Here is a 17,955-nt window from a genome sequence, read left to right on the forward strand (position 1 = left end):
ACTCGATTTTCTGCTTGAAGGGGTGTTTGGTGCTCGCTATTTGCATGTGCCGGCCTTGTTGGCGCTGCGGGCAACGCGTGCTCATTGGCATCGCGTCGGCCCCGCAGCGGCGACAAGACGGTCTGTTGCAGGCGGGCGCTTAGAGCTTGGCGAATGCCCGCTCAGCGGCGTCCAGGGTGACCTTCAACTCGGCGTCGCCATGTGCAATAGAGGTAAAGCCCGCCTCAAAGGCGCTTGGTGCCAGGTACACGCCACCTTCCAGCATCAAGTGGAAGAAGCGCTTGAAGCGCTCGGCATCGCTGGACATGACGTCGTCGAAGGTCACGATATCGTCGGCAGCGCTGAAGTACAGGCCAAACATGCCACCCGCCTGGGTGGTGACGAACGGTACGCCTGCAGCATCGGCACGCTCCTGCAGCCCCTGGAGCAGGCGGCGGGTGAAGTCGCTCAGTTCGTCGTGGAACCCAGGTCGGCTGATCAGCTTCAGTGTGGTCAAGCCAGCGGCCATGGCCAGTGGGTTGCCCGACAAGGTGCCCGCTTGATACACCGGGCCCAGCGGCGCGATCTGCGACATGATTTCGCGCTTGCCACCGAAGCAGCCGACAGGCATGCCGCCGCCGACGATCTTGCCGAAGGTCGACAGGTCAGGGGTAACGCCGTAATAGGCTTGCGCACCGCCCAGGGCAACACGGAAACCGGTCATGACTTCGTCGAAAATCAGGACCACGCCGTGCTTGTCGCATTGTGTGCGCAGGCCTTCAAGGAAGCCGGGGGCGGGCGGCACGCAGTTCATGTTGCCGGCGACCGGCTCGACGATGATACAGGCGACCTCGTTGCCCACTTCATTGAGCATCTTCTCGACGGCAGCAAGGTCGTTGAACGGCAGGGTCAATGTATGTTTGGCGAACGCGGCGGGCACGCCTGCAGAGCTCGGTACGCCCTGGCTCAGAAGGCCAGAGCCGGCTTTTACCAGCAGGCTGTCGGAGTGGCCGTGGTAGCAGCCCTCGAACTTGATGATGCTGTCGCGGCCGGTGTAGCCACGGGCCAGACGGATGGCGCTCATGGTGGCTTCGGTGCCGGAGCTGACCATGCGAACCATTTCCATCGACGGTACGATCGAGCAGACCAGATCGGCCATCTCGGTTTCCATCGCGGTCGGGGCGCCATAGGACAGGCCGTGCTCCAGTTGCTTGCGCACCGAGTCAAGGACGTCTGGGTGGCTGTGGCCCAGAATCATTGGCCCCCAGGAACCGACGTAGTCGACATAACGCTTGTCGTCTTCATCGGTAACGTAGGCGCCTTCGGCGTGCTTGAAGAACAGCGGGGTGCCGCCAACGCTGCGGAATGCGCGGACTGGCGAGTTCACGCCACCTGGGATGTGCTTCTGGGCATTGGCAAACAGGGCTTCGGAACGGGACATGAGGATCTCTCTCAATCAAACAGATTCGAACAGGGCGTTGAAGGCGCGGGCGCGGCGGGTGACTTCCTGCGCGCTGTCGGCACCAAACAGCCCGTGGATGACGGCCAGCAGGTCGGCGCCATGGGCGACCAACGGTGCGGCATTGTCCAGGGTAATGCCGCCGATCACGGCAATCGGCAGGTTGACCCGGCGGCGTGCCTGTTCCAGCAGTTCGATGCTGGCGGCCGGCGCACCGGGCTTGGTTACGGAGTTGAAGAAACGACCAAAGGCCACATAGCTGGCGCCTTCGCGTGCGGCCTGCTCCGCCAGTTCAAGCTGGGCGTGGCAGGTGGAGCCAATGATCGCCTGATGCCCCAACAGCGTGCGGGCCGGCGTCAGCGGGCCGTCGGTCTGGCCCAGATGCACGCCGACACCTAGGCGCGCGGCCAACTCGACATCGTCATTGATGATCAACTGGGTGGTGTAGCGTTCGCAGAGTTTGGCCAGGGCTTCGGCTTCGCGCAGACGTTGCGCAGCGTCGTCACTTTTGTCGCGGTACTGCAACAGGGTCACGCCGCCATCCAGCGCGGCTTCGACATGAGACAAGAACCGACCGGCCAGTAACTGGCTATCTGTAATGGCGTACAAACCGCGTAACTTCATTGCTTGAGCCTCGTGGCCGTGACCGGAAACCAGTCGTCAGGAACAGAAATCCAGGGGCAGACGGCGCGGTACGTACTGGCCTTTGCCCAATTGCTCGGCATCACGCAGCGTTCGCCAGGTGTAGTCCAGCGCGGATCGCACGGCGCTCTCCAGTTGTTCGCCCAGCGCCAGGCGGCCGGCGAGGGCACTGGCCAGGGTGCAGCCGGAGCCATGGTAGCTGCCAGGCAGGCGCTGGCAGGTCCAGGTGTGGCGCTGGCCATCGCGGCTGTATAGGCGGTTATGGATCTCGTGCTCGTCACCGTGACCGCCGGTAATCAGCAGGTACTTGCAGAAGGGCAGGAGCTTTTCCGCACATTCATCGGCAGTCCCTTCCGGGAGTTCAGCCAGAATGCGTGCTTCCGGCAGGTTCGGTGTGGCGATGGTGGCAATCGGCAGCAGGCGTTCGCGCATGGCGTAACCCACTTCATCCTTGCCCAGCCGTCCGCCGCCGCCTGCACGCAGCACGGGGTCACAGACCATCGGCAGGTGCGGGTGGGCGGCCAGTAGCTCGACCACGGTATCAACCATTTCCAGTGAGCCGAGCATGCCCAGCTTGACGGCTGCTACCGGCGAGTCGTTGAGCACGGCATTGGCTTGGGCCAACACCCACTCACGATCAAGGACGCGGAAGTCGCTGACATTGACGGTATCCTGCACGGTCAGGGCGGTCACGGTGGGTGCAGCGTGACAGCCTTGAGCGATCAGGGCTTCGATATCTGCCTGCAAGCCGGCGCCGCCACTGGGGTCGTGGCCGGAGAGACAGAGGACAACGGGGCGGGAGCTGTAGGTATTCATGGTGCGCGAGCTTAACACCAAACGCATTTTGCGGGTCTTCCCCTGCCAGGTTGATTTTTTGGCAAAGGGGTCAGGTATTTTTGTGTTGGTTGCCTGTAATGCCCGAAATAGAGCCTTTTCTTTGTATTTTAGAGTGGCGGCTAGTAAGCCTCGACAGCTATGCTAGAGTGCTCTCAATACTGATAACAGGCACCGCCGGATTTCGTCGTCTCAAAAGGAAAGGAGGCGAACGCGACGCAACCGGGGCAGACCATGCTGGGGCTGTATGCGCTATTTGCTGATTTTGTTGCTGGGCTGCCTGCCAACCTTTGCTGGCGCGGTCGACTTTGACGACGCCACTCGCAGCCTGCCGCTAGGGCGCTTGATGCAGGTCTATGAAGACCGTGAGGGCCATGCCGATATTGCTCAGGTGAGTGCAGCGGCCTTCAGCGATCGATTCAGCTCCCATGACGCTGACGTGCTCAACGCAGGCTATTCAAGATCGGTGTTCTGGCTCAAGGTGGACCTGCACTACCTGGCGATGCCCCAGGCAAGTGCACGTAGCTGGTTGCTGGAGCTGGCCTACCCGCCGCTTGATCATCTGGAACTGTATCTCCCCGACGACAGCGGCACCTACCGGCTGGCTCAGCGCACCGGTGATGCGTTGCCTTATGACAGCCGTCAGATCAAGCAGAACAACTACCTGTTCGAATTGCCGTTCAAGCCTGATCAATCGATGACGGTCTACCTGCGCCTGCACAGCGAGGGGTCGGTTCAGGCGCCGTTGACCTTGTGGGCTACCGATGCCTATCTGGAGGCACAGCCGACACGCCTGTATGTGCTGGGCCTGATCTATGGCGTGCTGCTGGGGATGCTGGTGTACAACCTGTTCATCTACATCAGTGTGCGCGACACCAGTTACCTCTATTACATCCTCTACATCGCCTCGTTTGGTTTGTATCAGGTTTCGGTAAACGGCGCCGGGGTGGCTTACTTCTGGCCGGAAAACCCCTGGTGGGCCAATGCAGCCACGCCGTTCTTCATTGGTGCGGCGGGTTTGTTCGGTTGTCAGTTCGCCCGAAGTTTTCTCCAGATGGCGCAACACAGCCGAGTGCTTGATCGTTTGTTGCTTGCCTTGATGGCCTGTGCGGTAGCGGTCGTGCTGATGTCGTTGACCCTCAGCTACGGCATAGCCCTGCGCCTGGCGACCTTGCTGGCGTTGATGTTCACCCTCAGTATTTTTACCGCCGGTGTGTTCGCCTGGTGGCGCGGGTTGAGGGTTGCGCGTTACTTCATCATTGCCTGGTCGGCGTTTTTGCTCGGTGGTTTGGTGAACACCCTGATGGTGTTGGGCTACCTGCCGAATGTCTTCCTGACGATGTATGCCAGCCAGATCGGTTCTGCGCTGGAGGTCGGTCTGCTGTCGTTGGCGCTTGCCGACCGAATCAACAGCATGCGCGACCTGCAGGCGCGAACCTTGCGCGAAACCGGGGAGAGCCTTGAGCGGCTCAATCAGCAGTTGGCCAAGAGCAATCGGCTCAAGGATGAGTTCCTCGCCACCGTGACACATGAACTGCGCACACCGATGAACGGTGTCATTGGTTGCCTGGAACTGATGCAGACCCTGCCAATGGAGCCAGAGCTTGCGCAGTACCAGCAAACGGCCAGCGGCTCGGCGCGGGACATGATGCGGATGGTCGATGACATCCTGGTGCTGACGGAGTTGCAGGCCGGGCGACTGCAGCAGCAGAGTGAACCCTTCAGCCTGCGTGGCGTCTTGCATGAGTTGCGTGGGCAGTTCACCGCTCAGGCGTTGCACAAGGGCTTGTACGTTCGCCTCGAGATCGCTGCCGGCTTGCCGGATACCGTGATCGGTGATCGACAGAAGCTGGCCTCATGTTTGGGGTACTTGCTCGATAACGGCATCAAGTTCACTCATCGTGGTGGTGTGACCGTGCACATCAACGGCGTGGCACAAGGTTCTGGGCAGTTGTGCCTGACCATCAGTGTTCGTGACACTGGAATCGGTTTTGCGTGCCTGGACCAATCGACCGTGTATCAGCGTTTTTTCCAGATTGATGGTTCGATGACCCGTGAGTACGGCGGGTTAGGCATCGGTTTGGCGATCTGTCGGCAATTGGCCGAATTGATCGGCGCCCGTTTGACCCATGAGTCGCAGCCGGGCGAAGGCAGTTGTTTCGAGTTGTCCCTGTGTGTGGCGGCCAACCCCGTGCAGATCGCCGACATGAGCCTTAATCGAGGCCAAAGCCCGGTTAGTTAGGCGCTTTTGTCACTTTGACCCGGGGGCGGCGCGTGATTCACTGAGGTTCAGTCATGCGTGAATCTGTCAGGAGCCCCCGATGAACCTGCACCAGTACGCTGAAACCCACGAGGTCACCAACCAGCCACCTTCATTGGATGGCGCCAACCTGTACCGCATTGATCTGCCTTTGCAGCAGTGGTCGCAACGCTTCGGTGCGGGCTGGGCGCAAGCACGGATCGACGCCTACGGTGCACTTGCCGGTGGGCCGCTGATGGCCGCCGGGTTCCTTGCCAACCAGCACAAGCCCCAATTCAAGAGTCATGATCGCTACGGCAACCGGATCGATCTGGTGGAGTTCCATCCGGCTTATCACGAGCTGATGCGAACGGCCATCGAACATGGCTTGCCTTCACTGCCCTGGACCTCACCGGGCGAGGGCGCTCATGTCGCACGGGCTTCGATGACTTATCTGCACAGCCAGGCCGAGGCCGGCAGTGGTTGCCCGTTGACCATGACCTTTGCAGCGGTGCCGACCCTCAAGTTGCAGCCAGAGCTGGCCCAGTATTGGCTGCCCAAGGTACTCGCTACCGAGTACGACCCGCGCAACATCGGAGATCGGCACAAGGTGGGCGTTACGCTGGGCATGGCCATGACCGAGAAGCAGGGCGGCACCGATGTGCGTGCCAACACCACCCGGGCTTACCCCGTCGGTGCGGCAGGCCCAGGCCAGGCCTACGAACTGGTCGGGCACAAGTGGTTCTGTTCCGCGCCCATGTGCGATGCCTTCCTGACCTTGGCGCAGACCCATAAGGGGTTGAGTTGTTTTCTGCTGCCGCGTCACCGCCCTGACGACAGCCGCAATCAATTTTATATCCAGCGCTTGAAGGACAAACTGGGTAACTGCTCGAATGCGTCCAGTGAGGTGGAGTTTCGCGGCGCCCTTGCCTGGATGGTGGGTGAAGAGGGGCGTGGGGTGCCAACCATCATCGAAATGGTCGGCATGACCCGCTTCGATTGCATGGTCGGCTCCAGCGCGTTGATGCGCCAGGCGTTGACCCAGGCTGCGCATCACTGTGCCCACCGCCAGGTGGGTGGGCGCCTGCTGGCCGAGCAGCCACTGATGCAGAACGTCATTGCCGACCTGGCCCTTGAAAGCGAGGCCGCCTTGGCCCTTAGCCTGCGCATGGCGCACGCCCTGGATCAGCCGGATGATCCGCAGCAGGTGCGATTTGCTCGCCTGGTGACAGCCGTGGGCAAGTACTGGATCTGCAAGCGCGCCCCGGCAATGATCAACGAAGCGGCCGAATGCATGGGCGGTGCCGGTTATGTCGAGGACAGTATCTTGCCGCGGCTGTACCGCGAGGCACCGGTCAATTCGACCTGGGAAGGCTCCGGTAACGTGCAGTGTCTGGATGTACTGCGGGCGTTGTCGAAAGAGCCGGGCGTGCTCGATGCTCTGTTTGCCGAGCTTGGTGATGGCCATGGCGATGCGCGTCTGGCGGCGCACATCGTCGCGCTGAAGAAAGCGTTCAGTGATGTCAGTGATATCCAGTACCGGGCCCGGCAACTGACTGAGGCGATCGCCTTGGGGCTGCAAGCCAAGCTGCTGCTGGAGGCCGGTAATGCTGCGGTCAGCGATGCATTTATTGCCAGTCGTCTGAGTGGCGATGGTCGCGTGTACGGGACCTTGCCACGTGGTCTGGACGTCGCTGATCTGGTCCAGCGTTCGACGCCGCATTGGCCACTCTAAACAGGCGTGCCTTTAGGCGCGGATGTAGGCAAGATGGAAACCTGCATGTCAGACAGGAAGTACATTGTGAACCGCACTGTTGAAGCCTTTGTTGTCGTAGAAACCGCCGAGGAGGCGGTTGATCGTCTGGCCGCCCTGCACGAGCAGGCAACCGGGGCCTTGAGCCAGGCGCTAAAGCGCTACCTCAAGGACCGTACCGAGCCGAGCGCCGCCGAACGCGCACAGTTCCGATATCCTGAATTGCGTCTGACCTATCAGTATCAAGGTGAAGTGCCAGCCATCACGCGGGCCTACGCCAAGGTCCAGTTACCCGGCACCTACAGCATTACCGTGACTCACCCGGCGGCGTTTCGCAGTTATCTGCTGGAGCAACTGCGCCCGCTGATGCGAGATTTCACCGTGACGGTGGAAGTGGGTGTCAGCGAGCAGAACATTCCATACCCTTACGTGGTTGAGCAGGGCGATGAGTTAGCGGGCAGTGGCATTACCGCCGCCGTGCTGGCACGGGTCTTCCCCAGTACCGACCTGTCGGCAGCCACCGATGGTATTGCCGACGGCCTGTATGACTGGGCCAACGTCGATCCGCTGCCGCTGGCGCTGTTCGATGCGGCGCGGGTGGATTTCTCATTGCGTCGTCTGGTGCATTACACCGGCAGCGACTGGCGTCATGTGCAGCCGTGGATTCTGCTGACCAACTACCACCGTTACGTCGACCAGTTCATCAGCCATGGCTTGGAGCGTTTGCGCGACGATCCACGTTTTGTGCGGATGATCCTGCCGGGCAATGTCATCATCGAAAAGGCCATGGACAACGGTGAAGCCCAGGCGCTGGTTGCCGGAGTGGTCTGGCACCGTTACCAGATGCCGGCGTATCACCTGATCGCGGCCGATGGGCATGGCATTACCTTGGTCAACATTGGCGTCGGCCCGTCCAACGCCAAGAACATCACCGACCATCTGGCGGTACTGCGTCCGCATTGCTGGTTGATGATTGGCCACTGTGGCGGCCTGCGGCAGTCGCAGACCATTGGTGACTATGTACTGGCTCACGCCTATATGCGTCGCGATGGGATTCTTGATCGCGTGGTGCCGCCTAATATCCCGATACCGGCGTTGGCTGAAGTCCAGCTGGCACTGCAGGAAGCCGCAGCGCAGGTGACGGGTGAGCGTGGCGATGAGCTGAAAAAACGCCTGCGTACCGGCACGGTATTGACCTATGACGACCGCAACTGGGAGCTGCGCTGGGCCCAGGAGCGACCGCTGATCAACCTCTCGCGAGCCGTGGCAGTCGACATGGAAAGCGGTACGATTGCGGCGCAGGGTTATCGCTTGCGGGTGCCCTATGGCACGTTGCTGTGTGTCTCGGACAAACCGTTGCACAGTGAAATCAAGCTGCCTGGTTCGGCCAACGCGTTCTACAATCGAGCGGTCAGCCAGCATTTGAAGATTGGCATCGCGGCACTGGACCTGTTGCGTAACCAACTGAACGCGCTGCACTCGCGTAAACTGCGCAGTTTCGATGAGCCGCCGTTCCGCTGAGGCCCCATGCCGTTACCCCCTCGTACCAAGCCGCGCCGCCCTGCGGCCAAGCCGTTCGCCCCGCGTCGCCAAGCCAAGGCGCCGCCGGCCGAACCGCGGCTGATCCTGTTCAACAAGCCCTTCGACGTCTTGACCCAGTTCAGTGACGGCGAGGGGCGAGCAACGCTCAAGGACTACATCGACATCCCCGGAATCTATCCGGCAGGGCGCCTGGACCGTGACAGTGAAGGGCTGTTGTTGCTGACCAATGACGGTCAGTTGCAGGCCCGCATTGCCGACCCCAGGCACAAGCTGGCAAAGACCTACTGGGTACAGGTCGAAGGTGAACCGAGCGATGAGCAATTGCAGCGGTTGCGTGATGGTGTTGAGTTGAACGATGGCATGACCTTGCCAGCACAGGCACGCGCACTGGATGAGCCGGAATTATGGCCGCGCAATCCGCCGGTACGCTTTCGCAAGAGCGTGCCGACTCACTGGCTGGAGCTGGTGATCAAGGAGGGGCGTAACCGTCAGGTACGGCGCATGACCGCAGCGGTAGGCTTGCCGACCCTGCGGCTGGTCAGGGTCAGGATCGGCAACTGGACGCTCGATGGGCTTGATCAGGGCTGCTGGCGGGAAGTCCCGGCCAAGCTCTAGACCCCTTCGATGTAGCCGATCACCACGCTCTTGATGATGAAGGCAAGGATGCCCAGGCCCAGCACGAAGAACAGAATGAACGTGCCGAATTTGCCAGCATTGGATTTTTTCGCCAGGTCCCAGACGATAAAACCCATGAAGCCAATCAAGATGGTGACCAGACCGGTCATCATCCACTCTTCAAATACCGCAGGATCCATCGATCTTCTCCAGGCAGGCTGAGGCGCGGCATTATACGCCTGTACGAATGGCCTGACTAACGCAGGTGCGTCAACGGTAGTTCGGTGCTGGCCAGTACCTGGTTGAGTACGAAGCTTGAGCGTACGCTGGTCACCCCTTCGATACGCGTCAGGTGGCCGAGCAGCAGCTTCTGGTAGTGGTCCATGTCGGGCACCACGACTTTGAGCTGGTAGTCGGCGTCCATCCCGGTGACCAGGCTGCATTCGAGCACTTGCGGCAGGTTGCGTATGGCTGCCTCGAAGGTTTCAAAACGCTCAGGTGTGTGCCGGTCCATACCGATCAGGACATAAGCGGTCAGGCTCAAACCGAGCATCTTGCGGTCGAGCAGGGCAACCTGGCGGGCGATGTAACCGTCATCTTCGAGTTGTTTGACCCGCCGTGAGCAGGGCGACGGCGACAGGCCAATACGCTCGGCCAGCTCCTGGTTGGAGATGCGCGCATCGCGCTGCAATTCGGCAAGAATACTCAGGTCATAGCGGTCCAGCTTGCTCATGGATCAGGCCTTTTCTGTTTCGATTGCGCTGAATTATCTATCTTTAGTTAAAAATTGCGCAACTAGTGTTTTGATCAGCAATATTCGCAATCCGCTGCCGCAGCTGTCGCCGTATTCTTATTTCCAGAATCACTGCCCGGACATCAGTCCACGGCGGCTGACCCAATCAGGACAGCCGCGGCCAGCAATCCCACAGGGTTGTGCTCGGCCCCCGGGCTACACACTGTCCAGAAGACGGCGTGAGGTGAGCCGGCGTCAAAAGCGTCGAGCACGGACAAAATTATCAAGGGGAGGCCTCAGGGCCTCCCTTTTTTATGCCCTGAATTTTTCATCTACCGGTCGATTACCCGCCCTGGCAGGCCTGATAGAGTGATGGCAGAACACGCCTGTGGTGTCTGCTGTCTTAGCTATAGGCCCATCTTGACCCCGTGAGGAACAGCATGAAGTCGTGCATCTGGCGCCTGGCCGGTGTTGGTCTGTTTTGTGTGAGTATGAGCGCCCTGGCGCAGGGCGAGCGTTATGGCCAGCAGTCGCCCAATGGCGATGAGCAGCCCGCCGCCTCGCTACCGATCCAGTCACGTCCGGATGAAGTGCGTCAGACGCAGCAACCGCGGCAGGGATACTACCAGGACATTCCACGACGCAATGGCTACAACCAGCACTGGCAGGCGGGTGGTGCCGGGCAGCGACCGCATGAGGATTGGCCGGGGCGGCCTGATGGGCATGGCAATGGCTGGGGTGAAGGCCCGCAGTATCGACCGGGGCATGTGATCGATCGCTTTCCCGAGCAGTCCTGGAAAGTCCCCTACCGAGGCCATGATTACTTCTACTCAGGTGGTTACTGGTATCGACCGCAAGGGCCGCGCTATGTGGTCGTGGCACCGCCTTACGGGGCAAGGGTGACCTATTTGCCGCCCTACGCGCGCGAGGTGTGGGTTGGCAACGCGTTGCTGTTTATGGTCGCGGGTACTTATTACCAGTACCTCAACGACCGCCAGGAGTATGTGGTGGTCAATCCACCGCAGGCCAACACGGCGCCTCAGGCTGAACCGAGTAACGGTTATGACGTGATTGCCTACCCGGCCGAGGGGCAGACGCCGCAGCAGATCCAGCAGGACCGCTACGAGTGTCACCGCTGGGCTGTGGAGCAGAGTGGTTTTGATCCGGCAGCGGCCAGCTACGCGCCGGCTGCCTATGTGGCTGACAACTACCGGCGTGCGCTGGGCGCGTGTCTGAGCGGGCGTGGCTACAGCGTGAACTGATTCCTGTGCTTAGTGTGGCGCCGGGTCGGCGTGTACCAGCACTTCGGCCCTGGGGAAGCGTTCGTTGATTGCCGCTGCCGCTTCTTCGCAGAGTGAATGGGCTTCGCGCAGCGGCAAGTCGCCCGGCAACTCCAGATGCAACTGAACGAACCAGTGCTGTCCAGAGATGCGCGTACGCAGGTCATGAGCGCCCACGACACCTTTGACGGAACAGGCCAGCGCCAGCATTTCCTCGCTGACGTCCTCTGGTAATGACGTGTCCATCAGGATCGCCGTGCTTTCGCGAGCGATCTGCAGTGCACTCCAGAGGATGTACAGCGCGATTCCCAGGCCGAAGTAGGCATCCAGTTGCGGCCAGCCGAACATGGCCAGCACCAGCGCCAGCAAAATACTGCCATTGAGCAGCATGTCGGAGCGGTAATGCAGCGAGTCGACACGAATGGCCGTGGAGCCGGTGATACGGATCACGCGTGCCTGGAGCATCAGCAAGGCCGCCGTCAGCACCAGCGACAACACCATCACGCCGATACCGACGCTGGTGTTGCCGAGCGGTTCTGGGGTTTCCAGCCGATGGTAGGCCTGGATGCCGATCAATACGGCACTGACCCCGATGAACAGCGCCTGAGCCATGCCGGCCAATGTTTCCGCCTTGCCGTGACCGTAGCGGTGATTGTCATCGGCAGGACGCAGGGCGTAATGCACTGCCAGCAGGTTGAGAAAGGACGACACGCTATCGAGCAGCGAGTCGGTCAAGCCTGCCAGCAGGCTGACTGACCCGCTAAGCCACCAGCCGATGGCCTTGGCCAGTACCAGAGTACAGGCCACCGCAAGCGACGCGCGGGTGGCCAGGCGCAACAACCGTTCATGTTCAGCGGCTTCACTCATGGGGTATCTATGTCCGTGGAGGGTTGTTTCAGGCAGCAGGCTTGAGGCCGTACATTGCCAGTTGCTCGACACTGCCTTTGTGCTGGATCAGGCGCGGGTCATTGAGTGGCAGGTGCTGGTTCAGCTCCTGCTGGAGGATGGCTTGCAGTTTTACCAGGTCCACTTTGCCGTCAGGCCCCAGGGCCGGTTGCAGTTTTTCCGGTGATATCTGGGCGTGCCTGCCGCCCGGCATGTAGATAGCGCCGGTGGCAAAGTCGATGCCGAAGGCGATCAGGCCGGGGATGACAAAGAACAGGATGCCGATGGCATCCATGGCGGCAATCACCGGGTCGATCTTGCCGGAAATCTGGCCGCGTCGATCCGGGTAGAACAGGGTGCCGCAGGCCGTCAGTTGGGTCAGTAAGCAGGTGATCAGAGCACCGCCAATGAGGCGGGAAGGCATACGCATAGAAATCTCCGCAATTGAGGTTACAAAGGAGCAGGCAGTGCACCTGCAACTGCTGATCAGACCATGATAAGGCATCCTAGGTTCGCCGTTATACTCGGCCCATTGTTTGAGGGCCACCATGATTTCATTACCGATCGACAACGTACTTCCCGCTCTGCGCCAAGCGCTGGGCCAACGCCATGAAGTGGTGCTGGAGGCGCCACCGGGCGCAGGCAAGACAACCCGCGTGCCACTGGCGTTGCTGAACGAGCCTTGGCTGGCCGGGCAGCGGATCCTGATGCTTGAGCCGCGCCGCCTGGCCGCACGTGCCGCAGCGGAGCGACTGGCCAGTGAGTTGGGGGAATCGGTCGGCGAAACGGTGGGCTATCGCATTCGCCTGGACAGTAAAGTCGGCCCGCGTACGCGTATTGAAGTCGTGACAGAGGGCATCCTGACGCGGCGCCTTCAGGAAGACCCTGCACTCGATGGCGTGGGCTTGTTGATCTTCGACGAGTTTCACGAGCGGAGTCTGGATGCGGATCTGGCCTTGGCCCTCAGTCTCAATGGGCGTGACCTGCTACGCGACGAGCCGCCGCTGAAGATCATGCTGATGTCGGCGACGCTGGAAGGCGAGCGGCTGTCGGCGTTGCTCGGTGACGCGCCGGTGGTCAGCAGCGAAGGGCGCATGTACCCGGTTGACGTGCGTTGGGGCAGGCCGTTCCAGCCCGGCGAGTTCATCGAGCCGCGCGTGGTCGATACGGTCCATCAGGCACTGGCCGACGAGCCGGGCAGTCTGCTGGTGTTCCTGCCGGGGCAGGCGGAAATTCGCCGTGTGCATGAATCGTTGCAGGCGTCGTTGGGTGGGCGGCAGGACATCCTGCTCTGCCCGCTACACGGTGAGCTGGAACTGAGTGCCCAGCGTGCAGCCATCGATGCGCCCGCGCCGGGCGTGCGCAAGGTGGTGTTGGCCACCAACATCGCCGAGACCAGTCTGACCATCGACGGTGTTCGGGTGGTCATTGATGCAGGGTTGGCACGGGTGCCTCGGTTCGACCCTGGCAGTGGCATGACGCGTCTGGACACCCAGCGAATTTCCCGCGCCAGTGCTACCCAGCGGGCGGGCCGGGCCGGGCGTCTTGAACCAGGCGTGTGCTACCGGCTTTGGTCCGAAGCGCAACATGATCAGTTGGCGGCATACGCCAGTGCGGAAATACTCCAGGCCGATCTGGCCGGGTTGGCGCTGCAACTGACCCGCTGGGGTGTGACGCCGGGGCAATTGAGCTGGCTCGATCAACCCCCAGCGGCGGCGTATGCACAGGCCCAGGACCTGTTACTGCGGCTTGGCGCGCTCAAGCCCGGGCAACTGCTCAGCCTGACCGCCCATGGCCAGGCAATGGCTGAGTTGCCGGCGCATCCACGTATTGCGCATTTGCTATTGCGTGGCCAGGCGCTTGGGTTGGCCGAGATGGCCTGCGATGTTGCGGCCCTGCTGGGGGAGCGCGACATTCTGCGCGGTGCGGGCGCCGACCTGCATAGCCGTTTGACCCTGCTCAGTGGTGAGACCCGTGCTTCCCGTGGTGGGCAGGGTGGTGTTCAGCGCGCGCGGCAATTGGCCCGGCAGTACCGTGGCTACTTGCGAGGAAAAGCATCGAGCGCAGTGCCAGACCCTGAGCATCCTCGCTGGCTTGGCGCGTTGCTGGCCTTGGCGTATCCAGACCGTGTTGCACAGCAGCGCCGTGCCGGGGGCGCGGAGTACCGGCTGGCCAATGGGCGAGCGGCCCTGTTTGGTGAGGTCGATGCGCTGATGAAGGCCCCGTGGTTGGTGGTTGCTGATCTGGGCAGTCGTCAGGGCCAGCGTGAGGAGCGTATCTACCTGGCGGCTGAGTTCGACCCGGCGCTGTTCGATGGGGTGCTGGCCGAGCAGGTCGAGCGCCTCGATGTGCTCGACTGGGATGAGCGTGAAGGCGTGCTGCGTGCCGAGCGCCAGCGTAAGGTCGGGGAACTGATTTTGGCGCGCGAGCCGCTGACCGGTCTGGATGATGACGCCCGTGCCCGCGCATTGCTTGACCTGGTTCGGCGCAAGGGGCTGGAGTTGCTGCCGTGGACGCCGGAGTTGCGCCAATGGCAGGCCCGGGTGGCGTTGCTGCGTCAGTTGGACCTGGCCACAGGGGGCGACAGTGAATGGCCGGACCTGAGTGATGCGGCGTTGTTGGCGGGCCTTGAGCAGTGGTTGCAGCCTTATCTGGGCAAGGTCACGCGCTTGAGCCATTTCGCCCAGCTCGACCTCTCTTCAATTGTCCGCAACTTGTTGCCCTGGCCGTTGCCGCAACGCCTGGACGAGTGGGCTCCGATGCACCTGAGTGTGCCGTCGGGTTCCAGTATTCGTCTGGATTACAGCGAGCATCCACCGATCCTTGCTGTGCGCCTGCAGGAGTTGTTCGGCCTGGCGGAAACGCCGCGTATTGCTCAGGGCCGCCTACAGGTCAAGCTGCACCTGCTGTCGCCTGCGCGTCGACCTGTGCAGGTCACTCAAGATCTGGCTAACTTCTGGCGCAGCACGTACAGCGAGGTCAAAAAAGACCTGAAGGGCCGTTACCCCAAGCACTATTGGCCCGATGACCCATTGGTAGCCGAAGCCACGGCGCGAGCCAAACCGCGCAAATAGTCAAGGCGCTACCGGCAGCAGCAGGCGAGCCATTGTGTCGCGAAATCAGGGGGGGGGGCGCTGCTAAGCGAAGCGGACGGCCACACTGGGCATGACGATAATTGCACGTCATGCCTCATGTCTTGCACGGTCGTAGACGCCGAGCATGCTGGGAAGTCCACTTTACGGAAGCATGGAGATCTCATTCGCGTCGTTGATGCAGGCCGCACAAACAAAAAAGCCCTAGAAGATTTTCCAGGGCCTTTTGAGCGTTGAAAATTATAAAATCAAATACCTTTGAACTCATCTTGTAACAGTTCCGAAAATGCATCTTTTGCACGATGAAAACCTGTGTTCTTGTTCCAGATGAAATAATTTTGTATGGGGGTCAATTGGCTGAATGTGTACCCGCTTATATTTCCAATTCTCTTGAATTGTTCAAATACCCCTGTAGGAACCAGCGAAACGCCTGCGCCGGAACTTACGCAGCCGAGAATAGTGCCGTAACTGGCTATACTCGTGATGGTAATGGGTACCCGGTGTTCATTTAGCCAGCGCTCCAGTGATTGTCTGTAGGGGCATCCTTCCGGCCACATAAATATATTTTTTCCATTTAGGTCTTGTGGTTTTGTTATTGTTCCAGTCGTTGGTGAGGCAATTAATACAAGCGATTCTTTATATATTTCGATGTATTCAATGTCAGGGTGTTCGCTATTGACTGCGATGATTGCACCGTCCAGCTTATGGTCGGCGACATCGGTTACTAATTGTGACCAAGCCCCTGTGCTGAACTGCATTTTTACCGCGGGATAGTGATGGTGGAATCTTGAGAGCAGCGTGGGCAACCGACCCATCGCAGCCGATTCGATTGCACCAATTCTTAATGTTCCAGAGGGCGCAGACTCAGGGGCAAGCGCCCTGCGAGACTCCTGACACAAGGCCAGAATTTTATTTGTGTAGTCTAGGAATAATGCACCCGAAGGGCTAATGACAAGCCCCCTGCCTTTTCGTATAAAAAGTGATACGCCTAGTTCTTTTTCTAAGAGTTTTATTCTGTTTGTAATGTTTGATGGGACGCAGTGTAGCAATTCAGATGCTCGAATGATGCTGCCTTGCTCAGCAACTAATTTAAACATAGTTAATTGTGAGAGTTCCATTGGCGCATTGCTCACTTATAGTGAATGAATGCGTCATTATAAGTTACTTGTTGTTCGTGGAACAAGTAATTTGGTGTGTGGAATGCTAGTGCTAGGCGTGAGGCTTCAGTACTAGGAATCCGGTAAGCCCTTAAGGATAAAGGCGAAATCATGAACTCAGTATCATTGCAGTGTCGCTCCGAGATGTTTGAAGAATCTACCTCTATGCAAGCATTTGGTGAGATGTTTATCGAGGCTTTACCCAAACATGTAGTCGGTTTGAGAATACCCGGTCGATTAATAACGGATGGCTTTCGGAGGGCGCCTCTGTTTGCGCAGATTGAGCAGGTACCTGAAATTCAGAGTGCAATGCACGAGGTGCTTTGCCATTCGATCACGCAAGAGGCTCAGTCCTGTGCTGAGCGTGCATTCAGAGCTTTCCTCAAAAAGGATAAGGCGGATACGGGTGTCTTGAAGTTTTTCAATGGATGGAATGAAACGCACAAAACTACGAGTTTGGTATCGGCTAAAATTATCATGCGTTTATCAGCAGATGCTCTATCCGTTCCTGTCGAAAAACAAATGCATTATAACAACGTCATGGCACACATGTATGAGGTCGCAAAAGATGATTTTGGCCTTGGGCATGAAGGGCATGATGGTATGTACGCCTATATGACGAACGCCTTTGGTGCGTCAGGCTGGGTGGAAAGTCAGTATGCTGTTGATGAGTGCAATGCGTTTTCCGAATTTCTTTACAATATTGGCGTGGCGGAGCATAAGTCTGCCATGAATTCTGCCGGGCATAGAAATTCCATTATGGATGCCATGATGGTCTCCATCGCTTCGGAGCTCTGGAATGGGCGTGAGTATAACTTTATTGCTCAGTTTATTGAAGGTAAGCTGCTTTCCGTTAGCCCATCATTAAGTAGCGATGCTAAAGCGCTGCGTAATGCGAAAGGCTATGTCATGGGGCATTCTGGTGAAGTAGAAAACAAACATGGTCTGCATGCTTTGGCCGCAGCGCAAGTTTTTGGTCGTACGGTAGACTTAATGTTTGATATTGATCGGCTCAAGTGCGTAATGCTTGATTATAATAAACGTGTTGGAAGAGCTTTCCGCTCTCTGCATGAGGCGTTGACGTAATAAGTCATGGGCGCTGAAGCGGTTGTTTTGAGCATTTTATATGCTCCAGCTGCTCAGCGCTAAGTAAGCTGCATCGCATGGATGCTGGCGTAACGATATCTGGTAAAACTCAGAATGACTTCAATGCACGCACGGCGCGTTGGTCGGCGTGTCTAGGGCACCCTGTTGTTCGCCTTGGTATTACGAAATTTAGGAACGATCATGATGCTTGGTCAACCTCAAGCCCTGGTAGGAGGCGCGTTATGAGTTTTGAGTACGCCATGATTACATTGGGTTTTTTTGCTTTTTGTGGGGGGTTAATTGATGCCGCAGTGGGTGGGGGCGGGCTTGTACAAGTACCCGCACTCTTGCATGCATTGCCTAATTATAGTTTGGCTACCGTTTTCGGTACCAATAAGCTTGCTGTTTTTGCTGGCAATATTTTTTCCATTTTTAGCTATGTAAAAAGAATAAAAATCGTATGGAAGCTTATGCTTCCAACCGTGATTTCAGCATTCGTGTTTGCATTTTTAGGTGCTTTTTCTGTGTCGCTAGTCCCGAAGGCACTTATGGAGTATGTTGTTTTTTTTGTTCTGGTGATGATGGCTATTTATACTTTTGCAAAAAAAGATTTAGGGCGCTTCCACTCAAATACTCCCTGTGGAATTAAAGAGATTTTT

At 58.8% G+C, this 17,955-nt stretch carries 16 protein-coding genes; 8 read left to right on the plus strand and 8 right to left on the minus strand.

Annotated features, from left to right (window positions below):
- Window positions 1-139: 139 nt before the first annotated feature.
- From hemL to EKA13_RS21355, 3 genes are read right to left on the minus strand one after another with little or no spacing between them, the layout of a single operon-like run.
- Window positions 140-1,420 (minus strand): glutamate-1-semialdehyde 2,1-aminomutase, encoded by a 1,281-nt coding sequence (gene hemL, locus EKA13_RS21345; RefSeq protein WP_065761241.1) that lies wholly within the window; start codon window positions 1,418-1,420, stop codon window positions 140-142.
- 15 nt (window positions 1,421-1,435) lie between these two features.
- Window positions 1,436-2,062 (minus strand): thiamine phosphate synthase, encoded by a 627-nt coding sequence (gene thiE, locus EKA13_RS21350; RefSeq protein ID WP_065761242.1) that lies wholly within the window; start codon window positions 2,060-2,062, stop codon window positions 1,436-1,438.
- Between the two features lie 36 nt (window positions 2,063-2,098).
- Window positions 2,099-2,896, minus strand: a complete 798-nt coding sequence (locus tag EKA13_RS21355) for a hydroxymethylpyrimidine/phosphomethylpyrimidine kinase (protein ID WP_065761254.1) — start codon at window positions 2,894-2,896, stop codon at window positions 2,099-2,101.
- A gap of 265 nt (window positions 2,897-3,161) precedes the next feature.
- Here EKA13_RS21355 and EKA13_RS21360 point away from each other — a divergent pair, with 265 nt between their 5' ends.
- From EKA13_RS21360 to EKA13_RS21375, 4 genes are all read left to right on the plus strand, one after another.
- Window positions 3,162-5,156, plus strand: coding sequence for a sensor histidine kinase (locus tag EKA13_RS21360; RefSeq protein ID WP_065761243.1), 1,995 nt, complete (start codon window positions 3,162-3,164; stop codon window positions 5,154-5,156).
- A 79-nt stretch (window positions 5,157-5,235) separates the two neighbouring features.
- Window positions 5,236-6,888, plus strand: a complete 1,653-nt coding sequence (locus EKA13_RS21365) for an acyl-CoA dehydrogenase family protein (protein WP_065761244.1) — start codon at window positions 5,236-5,238, stop codon at window positions 6,886-6,888.
- Between the two features lie 45 nt (window positions 6,889-6,933).
- The gene (gene amn / locus EKA13_RS21370) at window positions 6,934-8,427 is read left to right on the plus strand and encodes an AMP nucleosidase (protein ID WP_176717465.1); all 1,494 of its coding nucleotides are present in this window, start codon (window positions 6,934-6,936) and stop codon (window positions 8,425-8,427) included.
- A 6-nt stretch (window positions 8,428-8,433) separates the two neighbouring features.
- Complete coding sequence (locus EKA13_RS21375; protein ID WP_065761246.1) at window positions 8,434-9,063, plus strand: pseudouridine synthase; 630 nt, start codon at window positions 8,434-8,436, stop codon at window positions 9,061-9,063.
- Here the strand turns inward: EKA13_RS21375 and EKA13_RS21380 are convergent.
- Both EKA13_RS21380 and EKA13_RS21385 read right to left on the minus strand, forming a co-directional pair.
- Window positions 9,060-9,263, minus strand: coding sequence for a DUF2788 domain-containing protein (locus EKA13_RS21380; protein WP_065761247.1), 204 nt, complete (start codon window positions 9,261-9,263; stop codon window positions 9,060-9,062). The two genes, EKA13_RS21375 and EKA13_RS21380, sit on opposite strands and share 4 nt — an antisense overlap.
- 56 nt (window positions 9,264-9,319) lie before the next feature.
- Window positions 9,320-9,796, minus strand: coding sequence for an Lrp/AsnC family transcriptional regulator (locus EKA13_RS21385; protein WP_065761248.1), 477 nt, complete (start codon window positions 9,794-9,796; stop codon window positions 9,320-9,322).
- A gap of 440 nt (window positions 9,797-10,236) precedes the next feature.
- Between EKA13_RS21385 and EKA13_RS21390 the strand changes: the two genes are divergently transcribed.
- Complete coding sequence (locus EKA13_RS21390) at window positions 10,237-11,058, plus strand: DUF6515 family protein (protein WP_065761249.1); 822 nt, start codon at window positions 10,237-10,239, stop codon at window positions 11,056-11,058.
- A 9-nt stretch (window positions 11,059-11,067) separates the two neighbouring features.
- On the opposite strand, the gene EKA13_RS21395 is transcribed toward EKA13_RS21390, so the two are convergent.
- A complete protein-coding gene (locus EKA13_RS21395) occupies window positions 11,068-11,943 on the minus strand; it encodes a cation diffusion facilitator family transporter (protein WP_065761250.1) in 876 nt (291 codons plus the stop codon).
- Window positions 11,944-11,971: 28 nt separating this feature from the next.
- A complete protein-coding gene (locus EKA13_RS21400; protein ID WP_065761251.1) occupies window positions 11,972-12,391 on the minus strand; it encodes a polyribonucleotide nucleotidyltransferase in 420 nt (139 codons plus the stop codon).
- Between the two features lie 118 nt (window positions 12,392-12,509).
- Here EKA13_RS21400 and hrpB point away from each other — a divergent pair, with 118 nt between their 5' ends.
- A complete protein-coding gene (hrpB, locus tag EKA13_RS21405; protein WP_065761252.1) occupies window positions 12,510-15,035 on the plus strand; it encodes an ATP-dependent helicase HrpB in 2,526 nt (841 codons plus the stop codon).
- A gap of 266 nt (window positions 15,036-15,301) precedes the next feature.
- Here the strand turns inward: hrpB and EKA13_RS21410 are convergent, their stop codons facing one another.
- Window positions 15,302-16,171, minus strand: coding sequence for a LysR family transcriptional regulator (locus tag EKA13_RS21410; protein WP_083199875.1), 870 nt, complete (start codon window positions 16,169-16,171; stop codon window positions 15,302-15,304).
- Window positions 16,172-16,321: 150 nt separating this feature from the next.
- Here EKA13_RS21410 and EKA13_RS21415 point away from each other — a divergent pair, with 150 nt between their 5' ends.
- Both EKA13_RS21415 and EKA13_RS21420 read left to right on the plus strand, forming a co-directional pair.
- Window positions 16,322-17,296: a hypothetical protein gene (locus EKA13_RS21415; protein ID WP_065761253.1), complete on the plus strand. Its 975-nt coding sequence runs from the start codon at window positions 16,322-16,324 to the stop codon at window positions 17,294-17,296.
- A gap of 242 nt (window positions 17,297-17,538) precedes the next feature.
- Window positions 17,539-17,955 (plus strand): sulfite exporter TauE/SafE family protein (locus EKA13_RS21420; RefSeq protein ID WP_141685670.1); only part of this gene is annotated, 417 nt, incomplete at its 3' end.

Origin of the sequence: Pseudomonas defluvii (assembly GCF_001695625.1) — a bacterium.
Lineage (GTDB): Bacteria > Pseudomonadota > Gammaproteobacteria > Pseudomonadales > Pseudomonadaceae > Aquipseudomonas > Aquipseudomonas defluvii.

Bases quoted from the DNA above. Each gene is read 5' to 3' on its own strand.
- EKA13_RS21410 (WP_083199875.1), bottom strand. From the start codon at position 16,171: ATGGAACTCTCACAATTAACTATGTTTAAATTAGTTGCTGAGCAAGGC.
- hrpB (WP_065761252.1), top strand. From the start codon at position 12,510: ATGATTTCATTACCGATCGACAACGTACTTCCCGCTCTGCGCCAAGCG.
- hemL (WP_065761241.1), bottom strand. From the start codon at position 1,420: ATGTCCCGTTCCGAAGCCCTGTTTGCCAATGCCCAGAAGCACATCCCA.
- EKA13_RS21400 (WP_065761251.1), bottom strand. From the start codon at position 12,391: ATGCGTATGCCTTCCCGCCTCATTGGCGGTGCTCTGATCACCTGCTTA.
- EKA13_RS21360 (WP_065761243.1), top strand. From the start codon at position 3,162: ATGCGCTATTTGCTGATTTTGTTGCTGGGCTGCCTGCCAACCTTTGCT.
- amn (WP_176717465.1), top strand. From the start codon at position 6,934: ATGTCAGACAGGAAGTACATTGTGAACCGCACTGTTGAAGCCTTTGTT.
- EKA13_RS21355 (WP_065761254.1), bottom strand. From the start codon at position 2,896: ATGAATACCTACAGCTCCCGCCCCGTTGTCCTCTGTCTCTCCGGCCAC.
- thiE (WP_065761242.1), bottom strand. From the start codon at position 2,062: ATGAAGTTACGCGGTTTGTACGCCATTACAGATAGCCAGTTACTGGCC.
- EKA13_RS21380 (WP_065761247.1), bottom strand. From the start codon at position 9,263: ATGGATCCTGCGGTATTTGAAGAGTGGATGATGACCGGTCTGGTCACC.
- EKA13_RS21390 (WP_065761249.1), top strand. From the start codon at position 10,237: ATGAAGTCGTGCATCTGGCGCCTGGCCGGTGTTGGTCTGTTTTGTGTG.
- EKA13_RS21375 (WP_065761246.1), top strand. From the start codon at position 8,434: ATGCCGTTACCCCCTCGTACCAAGCCGCGCCGCCCTGCGGCCAAGCCG.
- EKA13_RS21365 (WP_065761244.1), top strand. From the start codon at position 5,236: ATGAACCTGCACCAGTACGCTGAAACCCACGAGGTCACCAACCAGCCA.
- EKA13_RS21415 (WP_065761253.1), top strand. From the start codon at position 16,322: ATGAACTCAGTATCATTGCAGTGTCGCTCCGAGATGTTTGAAGAATCT.
- EKA13_RS21385 (WP_065761248.1), bottom strand. From the start codon at position 9,796: ATGAGCAAGCTGGACCGCTATGACCTGAGTATTCTTGCCGAATTGCAG.
- EKA13_RS21395 (WP_065761250.1), bottom strand. From the start codon at position 11,943: ATGAGTGAAGCCGCTGAACATGAACGGTTGTTGCGCCTGGCCACCCGC.